11 protein-coding genes are annotated in these 12,649 nt (G+C 72.4%); 7 read left to right on the forward strand and 4 right to left on the reverse strand.

Annotation, left to right across the window (positions count from 1 at the left end; translation table 11 throughout):
- Positions 1-82: 82 nt before the first annotated feature.
- From SVTN_RS32355 to SVTN_RS32380, 6 genes are all read left to right on the forward strand, one after another.
- On the forward strand, positions 83-1,036 hold the full coding sequence (locus SVTN_RS32355) for an alpha/beta hydrolase (protein ID WP_041132270.1): 954 nt from the start codon (positions 83-85) through the stop codon (positions 1,034-1,036).
- Positions 1,033-2,925: an amidohydrolase gene (locus SVTN_RS32360; protein WP_041132271.1), complete on the forward strand. Its 1,893-nt coding sequence runs from the start codon at positions 1,033-1,035 to the stop codon at positions 2,923-2,925. The genes SVTN_RS32355 and SVTN_RS32360 overlap by 4 nt, the downstream gene beginning before the upstream one ends.
- A 14-nt stretch (positions 2,926-2,939) precedes the next feature.
- On the forward strand, positions 2,940-3,674 hold the full coding sequence (locus SVTN_RS32365) for a GPR1/FUN34/YaaH family transporter (protein ID WP_041132272.1): 735 nt from the start codon (positions 2,940-2,942) through the stop codon (positions 3,672-3,674).
- Positions 3,675-3,744: 70 nt separating this feature from the next.
- Positions 3,745-4,059: a GNAT family N-acetyltransferase gene (locus tag SVTN_RS32370; RefSeq protein WP_041132273.1), complete on the forward strand. Its 315-nt coding sequence runs from the start codon at positions 3,745-3,747 to the stop codon at positions 4,057-4,059.
- A 53-nt stretch (positions 4,060-4,112) separates the two neighbouring features.
- The gene (locus tag SVTN_RS32375; protein WP_041132274.1) at positions 4,113-4,838 is read left to right on the forward strand and encodes an alpha/beta fold hydrolase; all 726 of its coding nucleotides are present in this window, start codon (positions 4,113-4,115) and stop codon (positions 4,836-4,838) included.
- Between the two features lie 136 nt (positions 4,839-4,974).
- Entirely contained in the window at positions 4,975-7,230 is a 2,256-nt protein-coding gene (locus tag SVTN_RS32380) for a helix-turn-helix domain-containing protein (protein ID WP_041132275.1), read from the forward strand.
- A 34-nt stretch (positions 7,231-7,264) separates the two neighbouring features.
- On the opposite strand, the gene SVTN_RS32385 is transcribed toward SVTN_RS32380, so the two are convergent.
- The gene (locus SVTN_RS32385; protein ID WP_041132276.1) at positions 7,265-8,260 is read right to left on the reverse strand and encodes an alpha/beta hydrolase; all 996 of its coding nucleotides are present in this window, start codon (positions 8,258-8,260) and stop codon (positions 7,265-7,267) included.
- Entirely contained in the window at positions 8,257-9,258 is a 1,002-nt protein-coding gene (locus SVTN_RS32390; protein WP_052499420.1) for an AraC-like ligand-binding domain-containing protein, read from the reverse strand. Before SVTN_RS32390 ends, SVTN_RS32385 begins: the two co-directional genes overlap by 4 nt.
- Before the next feature lie 288 nt (positions 9,259-9,546).
- Here SVTN_RS32390 and SVTN_RS32395 point away from each other — a divergent pair, with 288 nt between their 5' ends.
- Positions 9,547-10,383: an alpha/beta fold hydrolase gene (locus SVTN_RS32395; RefSeq protein WP_041132277.1), complete on the forward strand. Its 837-nt coding sequence runs from the start codon at positions 9,547-9,549 to the stop codon at positions 10,381-10,383.
- Between the two features lie 110 nt (positions 10,384-10,493).
- On the opposite strand, the gene SVTN_RS32400 is transcribed toward SVTN_RS32395, so the two are convergent.
- Both SVTN_RS32400 and SVTN_RS32405 read right to left on the reverse strand, forming a co-directional pair.
- A complete protein-coding gene (locus SVTN_RS32400; RefSeq protein WP_041132278.1) occupies positions 10,494-11,450 on the reverse strand; it encodes an AraC-like ligand-binding domain-containing protein in 957 nt (318 codons plus the stop codon).
- 192 nt (positions 11,451-11,642) lie between these two features.
- Positions 11,643-12,629 carry an alpha/beta hydrolase gene (locus tag SVTN_RS32405; RefSeq protein WP_078908589.1) on the reverse strand — a complete coding sequence of 329 codons (987 nt, stop codon included), beginning with the start codon at positions 12,627-12,629 and terminating at the stop codon, positions 11,643-11,645.
- Positions 12,630-12,649: the final 20 nt, after the last annotated feature.

Below are 12,649 nucleotides of genomic sequence, written 5' to 3' on the forward strand. Positions count from 1 at the left end.
CCGGCCGTGGCCACCGACGTGATCCTCGACGCCGCGCGCGCCACCCGCTGAGCCTCCGCACGTCCTACCAAGGAGAACCCCCATGTCGAACACACCGACCCTCGAACCCGCCGCCCGGGCCTTCGCCGAGGCCACCGCCCAGCCGCCGTTCCTCCACCAGATCCCGGTCGCAGACGGCCGCAAGGCCGTGGACGACGTCCAGAACGGCGAAGGCGTCCCCCTGCCCGCCGTCGACGAGGAGTGGGTCACCGTCCACGGCGGCCCGACCGGCGACGTCCGTGCCCGGATCGTCCGCCCGCTCGGCGCCACCGGTCTCCTCCCCGTCGTCCTCTACATCCACGGCGCCGGCTGGGTCTTCGGCAACGCCCACACCCACGACCGGCTCGTCCGCGAACTCGCCGTCGGCACGGGGGCGGCCGTACTCTTCCCCGAGTACGACCTCTCGCCCGAGGCCCGCTACCCCGTCGCCGTCGAGCAGAACTACACCGTCGCCCAGTGGGTCGCCCGCGAGGGACACCACAAGGACCTCGACGGCACCCGGATCGCCGTCGCGGGCGACTCCGTCGGCGGGAACATGACCGCCGCCCTCACCCTCATGGCCAAGCAGCGCGGCGACGTCCGCCTGACCCACCAGGTCCTCTTCTACCCGGTCACCGACGCGAGCTTCGACACCGACTCGTACCACGCCTTCGCCGAGGGCTACTTCCTGCGCCGCGATGCCATGAAGTGGTTCTGGGACCAGTACACGACCGAGGAGGCCGAGCGCGCGCAGATCACCGCCTCGCCGCTGCGCGCCACCACCGAGCAGCTCACCGGCCTGCCCCCGGCCCTGGTCATCACCGCCGAGGCCGACGTGCTGCGCGACGAGGGCGAGGCGTACGCGGCGAAGCTCCGCGCCGCCGGCGTCCCCGTCACCGCCCTGCGCGTCCAGGGAGCCATCCACGACTTCGTGATGCTGAACGCGCTGCGCGAGACGCAGGCCGCCGAACTCGCCATCGGTCTCGCCACCGACACCCTCCGCAAGGCCCTCGCATGACCGGGCCGTCGACGAGCATGCCCGTGGCGGGCCTCGTTCCCGCCCCGCGGCAGGAATCCGTACCGGCCGACCTCCTCGTCCGCAACGCCAAGGTGTTCACCGGAGACCCCGCCCGCCCCGAGGCCCGCGCCGTCGCGATCCGCGACGGCCGGGTCGCCGCCCTCGGCGACGACCACGACCTCGCCCACCTCGTCGGCCCGGGGACGAAGGTCGTAGACGCCCTCGGCCGCCGGGTGGTCCCCGGCCTGAACGACTCGCACCTGCACGTCATCAGGGGCGGCCTGAACTACGTCCTGGAGCTGCGCTGGGACGGCGTCCGCAGCCTGCGCCACGCGCTGGCCATGCTGCGCGACCAGGCCGGCCGCACCCCCAAGGGGCAGTGGATCCGCGTCGTCGGCGGCTGGACCGCCGAGCAGTTCGCCGAGCGCCGGATGCCGACCGTCGCCGAGCTGAACGCCGCCGCACCCGACACCCCCGTCTTCGTCCTGCACCTCTACCAGTCGGCGCTGATGAACCGGGCCGCCGTCAAGGCCGCCGGATTCACCCGCGACACCCCCGATCCGCGCGGCGGCCAGATCGTCAGGGGCCGGGACGGCGAACCCAACGGGGTGCTCCTCGCCGCCCCGGGCGCGCTCATCCTGTACTCGACCCTGGCCAAGGCGCCGGCCCTCGACGAGGCCGACAAGCGGACGTCGACGCGGCACTTCCTGCGCGAACTGAACCGCTTCGGGCTGACCTCGGCGGTCGACGCCGCGGGCGGGTTCCAGAACTTCCCCGACAACTACGCCACGGTCGCCGACCTCGCCCGGTCGGGCGAGCTGTCCCTGCGGATCGCCTACCACCTCTTCCCGCAGACGGCCGGGCAGGAGCTCGCCGATCTGAAGCGCTGGACCGAGATGGTGAAGCCCGGGGACGGGGACGAGTGGCTCCGGCTGAACGGCGCGGGCGAGAACCTGACCTGGGCCGCCGCCGACTTCGAGAACTTCTCCGAACCCCGTCCCGAACTCGGCGGGTACGAGCCCGAGTTCGAACAGGCCGTCCGGCTCCTGATGGAGAACGGCTGGGGCTTCCGGCTCCACGCCACGTACGACGAGACGATCCGCCGCGACCTCGCCGTCTTCGAGAAGCTCGCGGCGGAAGGCCTCTTCCCCGGTGGCAACCGCTGGCTCTTCGACCACGCGGAGACCGTCTCGGCCGACAGCCTGGACCGGATCGCCGCCCTCGGCGGCGCCCTGTCCGTCCAGAACCGCATGTCCTTCCAGGGCACCGCCTTCCGCGACCGCTACGGCGCCGAGGCAGCCGCCCACGCCCCGCCGGTCCGCGCCATGCTCGACCGGGGCCTGACCGTCGCCGCCGGAACCGACGCCACCCGCGTCTCCTCGTACAACCCCTGGGTCGCACTCCACTGGCTGGTGACCGGCAGGACCGTCGGCGGCACCGCGCTCTCCCCGGCCGGGAACCTGATCGACCGGGAGGCCGCCCTCGACCTCTACACCCGTGGGGGAGCCCGGCTCACCGGCGAACAGGACGTCAAGGGAAGCCTGCGGGAAGGCTGGTACGGCGACCTCGCGATCCTGTCCGACGACTTCCTGACCGTGCCCGAGGACGTCATCCCCGACATCGAGTCCGTGCTCACGGTCGTCGGCGGCCGGATCGTCTACGCGAGCGCGGAGTACGAGGGACTCGACGAGGCCGTTCCGCCGATCAGCCCGGAGTGGAGCCCGGTGGCCCACTTCGGCGGATACCAGTCGGGTCAGGGGGGCGCCCGCCAGGCGTCGCTCGTGGCCGAGGCCGTCGCCGAGTCCGAGCAGCACCGCCGGTGGCGCGTCGGGCGCGGCACCGTTCCCGACACGCGGCCGTCGTTCGTCGACCCCTGCTTCGAGCACTGAGAGAGATCCACACGATGAGCACAGCCTCCCCCGCCGCCGACGGCGGCGCCCAGGCCACCCCGCCGGACGCGCCCCAGGGGCGCCGCTTCGAACCGGACCTCCGGTCGATGACCCGGATCACCCTGCGCCCCATCGCCTCGCCCATGCCGCTCGGCTTCTTCACGATAGCCATCGCCTCCGTGATGACGGGCTGCCTGCAGCTCGGGCTCTTCGACGAGGCGGCCCGTGGCGCCGTCGCCCTCACGGTGCTGCCGGCCTTCGCCCTCCAACTCCTGGTGAGCGTCCTGGCCTTTGGCGCCCGTGACGTGATCGCGGCGACGCTGATGGCGGTGTTCGCCGGCAGCTGGCTGCCCTACTCGCTCATCATGCTCAGCGGCGCGGCCGACGGCCTTCAGGTCCTCGGCGTGTTCAACCTGGCACTCCTCTGCTTCGGGGCGCTGATGACCGCCGTGACCCGGCCCAAGCGTGCGCTGTGGTTCGTGCTGGTGGTATCCCTGCCCCGCTGGGCGGCCACCGGCCTCGGGGGCATCACCGGCGCCGAATGGCTGACGCGCACGTCCGGTGCGCTCGGCCTCGTGGTGGCGCTCGTCGCGATGTACACGGCGTTCGCCCTGATGCTGGAGGACATGCGCAGCGAGGAGGTCCTGCCGATCGGCCGCAGCGGCCCCGCCCACCACGCCGTCGAAGGCGACCTGACCGTCCAGCTCCGCAACCTGGAACGCCAGGCGGGCGTGCGCCGCACGCTCTGACCCGCCCCACCGACCCCGCCGACCCCGCCGCCCCCCGACCCGGTCGCACCACGACCACACAGGAGCACCCATGGAACCGCAGGTGACGGACCGACCCGAGAAGTCCCGGTACGAGATCCTCGCCGGCGACGACGGCACCGAGACCGCGGGCTTCGCCGAGTACCACCTCTCGGAGGGCGAGATCGCCTTCATCCACACCGAGATCGACCCCCGGTTCGCCGGTCAGGGCCTGGGCGGGCTGCTCGCCCGGGGTGCCCTCGACGACGCCCGGACCCGCGGACTGCGCGTCCTGCCGTACTGCCCCTTCATCCGGGGGTGGATCGGCAAGCACCCCGAGTACACCGAGCTGGTGCCCGAGGCCCGCCGCGCCCGGTTCGGCCTCTGAAGCGCCACGAGCCCGCCCCCGACAACCCCAGCCACACACCGAGGAGTTCCCCCATGCCCCGCCATGCCCGCCCCACCGTCGTGCTCGTCCACGGCGCCTTCGCCGACGCCTCCAGCTTCGCCCGCGTCATCCCCGAACTGACCGCCGCCGGCCTGAAGGTGGTGGCTCCGGCGGTGCCCAACCGCAGCCTCGTCGACGACGCCGCGTACATCGCCTCGGTGGTACGCGCCGTCGACGGCCCCGTGATCCTCGTCGGGCACTCCTACGGCGGCGCCGTCATCACCCTCGCCGGCGCGGAGGACAACGTCCGGGCGCTGGTCTACCTCGCGGGCTACGCGCTGGAGGAGGGCGAGAGCCTGGGCGAGCTGCAGGGCCGCTTCCCCGACTCCGGCCTCGCCGACGCGCTCGTCCACACCCCGTTCCCCGTGCCCGGCTCCACCGAGACGGGCACCGACGTCTCGGTCGAGGTCGAGAAGTTCCCCGCCCTGTTCGCGGCGGACGTCGACCCCGAGCTCGCCGCCGTGCTCGCCGTCTCCCAGCGGCCCCTGGCCGCACGGGCCTTCACGGAGACGGCGCCGGTCGCGGCGTGGAAGAGCAAGCCCTCGTGGGGCCTGGTCGCCACCTCCGACCGGACCATCAACCCCGATGTGGAGCGCTACGGCTACGAGCGGGCCGGCATGACGACCGTCGAGGTCGACTCCTCGCACCTCGTCATGCTCTCCCGGCCCAAGGCCGTGGCCGAGCTCGTCCAGGACGCGGTCCGGTCCACCGCCCACTGACCGAGGCCCGGCTCGGGGCCGTCCAGGGCCCACCCTCCGGGGTGGGCCCTGGACGGCGTTTCACGCCACTGGCCTGCGGCTTCGCCCGAACGGACACACCGTATTCTTTCCTCGGGGCGGGGAGGAAAGAGGAGTTGTGGACGGGGATGAGTCCTTCGGGGCCGTTCTGCGTGGTCTGCGGCAGCGAGGCCGTTTGACGATGGAGGAGCTGGCCGAGGCGTCGGGTGTGAGCGTCCGGGCCATCGGCGACATGGAACGGGGGCGCAGCAGGGTTCCGCAGCGGCGCACGGTGGTGGCGCTGGCGGAGGGACTCGGCCTCACGGGCGTGGAGCAGGAGGCGCTGCTGGCCACGGCGCGGGCGGCGCGTCCGACGCGCGCGGTCGCGGTGGCGGGGACGGCCGTGCCGCCCCGATCGGTGGGTGACTTCACGGGGCGCGAACCGGAGCTGGCACTGCTCCGCGAGGCGGCGGAGCGGGCCCGTGCCGGCGGGGAGGTGTCGGTGTGGGTCGTCTCGGGTCCTCCGGGGTGCGGGAAGACGACCCTGGCGCTGAAGACGGCAGCGGATCTGGCGGCGGAGTTCCCCGACGGGTGCTTCGTGGTGGACCTGCACGGGGTGGACGGCCCCGTGGACACGGGCGAGGCGCTGCTGAAGCTGCTCAAGGCCCTGGGCGTGTCGGACCGTCGGCTGGCGAAGGAGGATGCACAGGGCCGCGCGGGGCTGCTGAGGGCGCTGTTGGGCGATCGCCGGTGTCTGGTGGTGCTGGACAACGCCCGCGACGAGGGGCAGGTCCGCGCGCTGCTGCCTGCGGGCGGGAGGAGTCTGGTACTGGTCACCAGCCGGCGGCCGTTGACCGGCCTTGAGGACGTCGGCCGCCTGCCGCTGTCGGAGATGGCGCAGGACGAGGCGGTCGGTCTGCTGCGCCGGATCCTGGGCGAGGAACGGGCGGACGCGGAAGCCGCTGCCGTGGCGCAGGTGGCGGAGCTGTGCGGGCGACTGCCGTTGGCCCTGCGAGTCGCCGGCAACTGGTTGACGGTCCGCTCCGGATGGACTGTCGACCACCTGGTCCGGCGCCTGGCCGACGAAGAACGCCGACTGGGCGCGCTCGCCGCCGGAGACGTGCGGGTGGAGGCGGCCTTCGAGCTGTCCTACCGTCAGCTGACCGGCCAGGCCGCACGGATGCTGCGGCTGCTGAGTCTGGTTCCGGGGCCGGACATGACCGCTGCCTACGGCGCGGCCCTGACCGCGACGGGCGTCTTCGAGGCCGAGGACGTGATGGAGGAGCTGATCGAGGCCGGACTGCTGCAGGCCACCTTCACCGGACGCTTTCAACTGCACGACCTGATACGGCTGTTCGCCCGCGCCCGGCTGTCCCGTGAGGAGGAACCCGGAGAGCGGGAAGCGGCCGGCGACCGACTGCGCACCTGGCTGCTGGACACGGCCGTGGTCGCCGGCCGCTGGTTCAAGCCCAAGTACGGGGCTCCGCCGTCCTCCTGGCAGGGCCTGGTCCCGCTGGAGAGCGCCGAGGAGGCCCGCGCCTGGCTCCAGAGCGAAGCCCCCTCCTGGCTCGCCGCGCTGCGCGACGCCGCCCACAGGGGCGAGCACACCCAGGTCGTGGAGACCGCTCATGCCATGGAATGGTTCTGCGACCTGTGGGTCCACTGGGGACACTGGCCCGAGGTCTTCCGCCTGGCCGGCGAGGCCGCCACGGCATTGGACGACCCGTACATGCAGGCCTTCCACCTCAACACGTACTCCTGGTCCCTCTCCTGCGAATCCCGGTACGGAGAGGCCGTCGAGCGGGCCCGCGAAGCGCTGGACTGCGCCCGCCGCGCCAAGAACGTCCCCCAGCAGGCATCGGCACTGACGCTGGCGGCATGGGCCCGATCGGAGCTCGGTCAGATCCAGGAGGCGGCCGACACGTCGCTCGCCGCCATAGGACTCTACGAGGAGACCGAAGACCGCGAGGGCTGGCTGGGTGCCGTGTTCACCCACGGAACCTCCCTGGGCCTGCTCGGCCGTGGCGAGGAGGCCCGGATCCAGCACCAGCGCATCATCAGCTTCCTGGACGCGCCCGACTGCCCGGTGAGCGGGCACCTCGCCGACATCTACCGTGCCAACACGACCCGCGCGCTCGGTCGCGGCTACGCCGTCCTGCGGCGATGGCGCGAGGCCGCCGACCATTACCGCGACGCCATGGTCCAGTCCGCCCGTATCGGCATTCCCCACATCGAGGGCAGCACGCTGGTGCACCTCGGAGAGGCCCTGATCGAACTGGGAGAAGCCGAGGAAGCCCGCGTCCGCCTCCGTCAGGCCCTGGCCTTCGGCGACGCGATCGACAGCAAGGACCTGAAGACCGCACAGGAGCTCCTGGACTCGCTCCCCGCCGAATGAGGGGTGCGGGTGCGCCGGTTCCGGGGCGGAGGGCTCAGCCGCGGAACCGGTGCAGGGCGACGTGCACGGTGTCGAGGGCCTGGACGAGGGCGGCGCGGGCGGCGTCCGTATCGCGCAGTGGATCGAGCACCATGAACCCGTGGATCGTCCCCTGGTAGCGCACGGACACCACGGGCACGCCGGCCGCCCGGAGCTTCGCCGCGTACGACTCGCCCTCGTCGCGCACCACGTCGGCCTCGCTGGTGACCACCAGCGCCGGGGGGAGTCCGGCGAGCTGCTCCAGGGAGGCCCGCAGCGGTGACGCCGTGGCCTGGCTCCGCTGCCGTACGTCGGGCAGGTACTGGTCCCAGAACCAGCGCATGGTCTCGCGGCCGAGGAAGTAGCCCTCGGCGAACTCCTCGTACGAGGGGGTGTCGAAGTCGGCGTCGGTGACCGGGCAGAGCAGCACCTGCTGGAGCATCCGCACCCCGCCGCGCTCCTTGGCGAGCAGGGTGAGTGCCGCCACCAGGTTGCCGCCCGACGAGTCGCCCACAGCGGCCATCCGGCTTCCGTCGAGGCCGATTTCGCCGCCTCGCTCGCAGATCCACTTCGCCGCTGCGTAGCACTGCTCGACGGCGATCGGATACCGCGCCTCGGGGGCGCGCTCGTACTCGACGAAGACCACGGCCGAGTCCGTACCGAGGGCGAACGCGCGCAGCAGACGCTCATGGGTGCCGGCATCGCCCAGGCACCAGCCCAGACCGTGCAGGAACAGCACGACGGGGATCTCGCCGACGCTGTCGGCGGGCCTGACCACCTGCACGCGTACGTGTCCGGTCGGCCCGCCCGGCAGGGCGAACCACTCCGTGGAGGTGGCTTCCTCGTGCAGGGGGTCGGGGGCGTCCTTCCGCTGGAGACGTGCGAGGTCCAGTCGGGCCTGTTCCAGGTCCGGGTCGTGCGGCGACGGCGGGCAGGTGTGCCGGGCCACGAATGCCCGGGTGGGGTGGTCCAGGACCGGGCGCCGAGCGGACGGAGGGACGAAGGCGGTCACACACGGTCTCCTGCCGAGAGGGCCTGAAGCGAACCGAGGTGTTCATGGGTGGTGCGCAGGTTGCGCCACTCACGGGGGGTGACACCGTATGCGGCGCGGAAGGCGCGGCTGAAGTGGGCGGGGTTGACGAAGCCCCACCTCTGGGCCACGGCGGACACGGTGGGGGCCGCGCTGCCACGACGGGCCAGTTCGCGGCCGCACTCCTCCAGGCGCCGTTGCCGGATGAGCTGCCCCACCGTCGTCCCCTCGCCCTCGAACAACCGGTGCAGGTACCGGACGGAGATCCGGTGCGCCCGGGCGATGCGCTCCGGCGACAGGTCCGGGTCGCCCAGGTTCCGGTTGATGTGGTCGTGGATGCGCAGCACCAGATGGCTCGGGGCGTCCGCCTCCGTGCCGCCCGGGTGGGCCCGCTCCGCGATCAGGGTGGCGAACAGGTCGACGACGTTGCCGGCCAGCCGGTTCGCGACGGCCGGCGGGTAGCCGTCGGCCGGGGAGGAGGCCAGGGTGGCCAGGAAGGGGAGCAGCATCGCGCCGAAGCCGTCCCCGGTGCCGATGGCGTTGCCCGTGACCTGCCGGATGTCACTGTCCGGCATGCCCAGCGCGCGGCGCGGAAGCTGGAAGACGTGCGTGGAGAACCGCTGCGGATAGTCGAAGGAGTACGGCCGGGTCGTGTCGTACACGACCAGGTCGCCTTCACTCACCTCGGCCCGCCGGCCGTCCTGGACGAAGGTGGCCGTGCCGGATGTCTGGACGCCGACCGCCACCAGCGCCTCGGACGACCCGGCGATCAGATCCGGCGTGCGGCTGACCCGCCCCGCGTCGGCCTCGAGGGTGGAGACCTGGAGATACCCGAGGCGGTCGGTGGCGATCCGGCCCTCGAACGGCCCATCGCCCCGAGGGGTCACCTTCATCGGCACCAGCGTCCTGCTCACCGCGTCGTTCCAGTACGCGACCTTGTCCCCGTCCGGAACGGAGGCGGTCGTCAACACCAAGCTCACATTGCTCTCCGCTCAGGGGAGTGACTCCGGGGGCGACGGGCGCGAGTCCCGGGATCCCGCCCGCACCGAACAGCCAAACAGCGGGCCGTCCCCGTCTCCAGGCAGAACCACAGGCAGGAACTTCCGCAGCCGGCGGGCTCCACCGGTGCCGTGCGGCGGAACACTGCGCTCACGGGCAAGTCGGCGTGCGCGGCGCGACAACCGGCGGCGCTTCCCCGGCCGTAGCGTGACGGCATTCCGCTCCGAACCGAGGCGCGGACCAGCCACTTCGTATCGAGGAGACGTCCCATGCCGTACATCACCGTGGGCCAGGAGAACACCACCGCCATCGACCTCTACTACGAGGACCACGGCACGGGCCGGCCGGTCGTCCTCATCCACGGCTTCCCGCTCGACGGCCACTCCTGGGAGCGGCAGAGCGCCGCGCTGCTCGACGCCGGCTACCGCGTGATCACGTACGACCGGCGCGGATTCGGGCAGTCCTCCCAGCCGACGACCGGCTACGACTACGACACCTTCGCGGCCGACCTCAACACCGTGATGGAGACCCTCGACCTGAACGACGCCGTCCTCGTCGGCTTCTCCATGGGCACCGGCGAGGTCGCCCGGTACGTGTCCACGTACGGCTCCGCCCGCGTCGCCAAGGTCGCCTTCCTGGCCTCCCTCGAGCCCTGCCTGCTCAAGACCGACGACAACCCGGAAGGCGTCGCCCCGAAGGAGTTCTTCGACGGAATCGTCGCCGCCGTCAAGGCCGACCGCTACGCCTACTACACCGCCTTCTTCAACGACTTCTACAACCTCGACGAGAACCTGGGCAGCCGGATCAGCGAGGAAGCGGTCCGCAACAGCTGGAACACCGCTGCCGGCGGCGGCTTCTTCGCCGCGTCCGCCGCGCCGTCGACCTGGTACACCGACTTCCGCGCCGACATCCCGTCCGTCGACGTGCCCGCCCTGATCCTGCACGGCACGGCCGACCGCATCCTGCCCGCCGAGGGCACCGCGCGCCCCTTCCACAAGGCGCTTCCCTCCGCCGACTACGTCGAGATCGAGGGCGCCCCGCACGGCCTGCTGTGGACGCACGCGGAGGAGGTCAACACCGCCCTCCTCGCCTTCCTGGCGAAGTGACGTCACACCGTCGACCCGCCGGGTGACGCCGGAGCCCCCGGCGTCACCCGCGGAATCCCGCACCTGCGCACGGCCATGCCGTGCCCGCGTTCCCGAGCACGCGCACCCGTTCACGCGGCGCGCGTGCTCGACTGCCATTCCCGGGGCGACATCCCGTACGCGGTGCGGAAGGCACGACTGAAGTGGGACGGGTTCGCGAACCCCCAGCGCTGGGCCACCGCCGACACGGCAGGTGCCGTCCGCGACGACCGGGACAGCTCCCGTCGGCACCTCTCCAGGCGCTCGCGATGGATCCAACGGCTCACCGTGGTCCCTTCCGGCTGGAAGAGCTTGTGCAGATACCGGACGGACATGTGGTGCGCGGCCGCGATCCTCTCCGGAGAGAGGTCGGGGTCGGCCAGGTGCCGCAGGATGTACTCCTTGACGCGCACCAGCATGCCGCGGGCCACCTCCGACGCATGGGGGTTCAACCGGCCCTGACGCTCACGCACCAGCACCGTCAGCAGATCCGCGGCGGTCATCGCGAGTTGCCGACCCGTGTACGGATCGAACCCGGCGGCCCGGTCCGCCAGATGTTCGAGATATCCGGCGACCACTCCGGACGTGCCGCCGCGACCGTCGAACACGGTCCCGGTGACGGCCCGCAGGTCGGCGTCCGACACGCCCAGCGCACTCTTCGGCACCCGGATCGCCGTGAAACGGAAGTCGTCCGGCTGCTCCCTCCGGTACGGCCGGCCGGCGTCGGAACAGGTGAAGGTGCCGGGCAGGACGAGGGCCTCGATCCCGTCCTGGGTGAGCCGTCCCGTTCCCCGGTGCTGGAGAGTGACGGTCACATACTCCCCTCCGCCCCGGGAGATCAAGGCGGCGTGCCGCGACACCGTCTGCGGGCCGGCCTCGACCACCGAGAACTGGAGGGGCCCGAGCCGATCGGTGGCGATCGTCCCCACCGAGGGTTCGCGCTCGTGCAGCACGACGTCCAGCGGAACGAAGGTGTCGGAGACCACGCTGTGCCAGTAGTCCGCCCGCTCGGACGGCGAGAGCGACAGTGTGGACAGGACGACGGACATCGCGACCCCTCCGGCATGGTCGGGCGGACGCTCTCCTAAGAGCGTCGGGAACGAGGTCCATCCTCGGAGCGCCCGCCCCCGATGCCATCAGTCGCTCGACTGGTGCCCTGTCCCGTACCCGACTCGTCCGGCGGCCCCCGGCCCGCTCCCCTCAGGCGCGCCAGGAGCCGGCACGGCGTCCCGCGGCCGCCCTCACCGCAGGTGGTCGCGCAGGAACACGGCACCGAGCCGGACCGCGGCCCGCGTCGACGGGCTGTCGCGCAGCGCGGTCAGGGAGACGAAGTCGTGGACCGTGCCCTGGAACCGTGCAGCGGTCGCGGCGACACCGGCCCGGCGCAGCCGGTCCGCGTACTCCTCCGCCTCGTCCCGGGTCGCATCGGCCTCCGCGGTGACGACCAGCGCCGGCGGCAGCCCCGTCAGCGCGGCCGTACTCGCCCGCAGCGGGGACGCGGTCGGCTCTTCGCGCTGCCGGGGATCGACCACGTACTGTCGCCAGTAGGACCGCACGGCCTCCCGGGTGAGCAGGTATCCCGTCGCGAACCGCCGCTGCGACGGGCTGTCGCAACGGGCGTCGGTCAGGGGGTAGTACAACAACTGGGCGCGGATCCCCGGCCCCCCGCGCGCCCGCGCGAGGAGGGTGAGCGCCGTGGCCAGGGTGGCCCCCGCGCAGTCGCCGGCGACGGCGAGCCGGTCGGTGTCGAGTCCGAGCGGTTCGGCCTGCCCGAACACCCAGGTCAGCAGGGCGTAGCACTCCTCGAGGGCGACCGGATAGCGGCTCTCGGGCGCGCGACTGTACTCGGGAACGACGGCCGCGACGCCCGCCTGGCGCACCAGCTCGCTGACGAGCCACGCGTGCGTCTGGGCGTCGCCCAGCATCCAACGGCCGCCGTGGACGTAGAGCATGACGGGGGGCCGGCCCACCACGCCGGTGGGCCGGAAGATCCAGAAGCCGACCAGACCGGTGGGCCCCACGGGCGCCGCGTGGAAGGAGGCGTCCACGTCGAAGTCGTCGATCCGGTCGCCCTGGGACTCCCGCAGCGCCTGACGGGCGGTCTCCGGTTCCAGCTCGTGGAGGAACGGCGGTGCCGCCGAGGCGTCGAGGAGGCGCCGCACCAGAGGATCGAGCACCACGGGCGACGGTTGTCCGGCGCGCGCCTCCCACTCGGGGTCAGGCCGCATGCGTTCCGCCTCTCGTTCGG

Source organism: Streptomyces vietnamensis (assembly GCF_000830005.1).
GTDB lineage: Bacteria > Actinomycetota > Actinomycetes > Streptomycetales > Streptomycetaceae > Streptomyces > Streptomyces vietnamensis.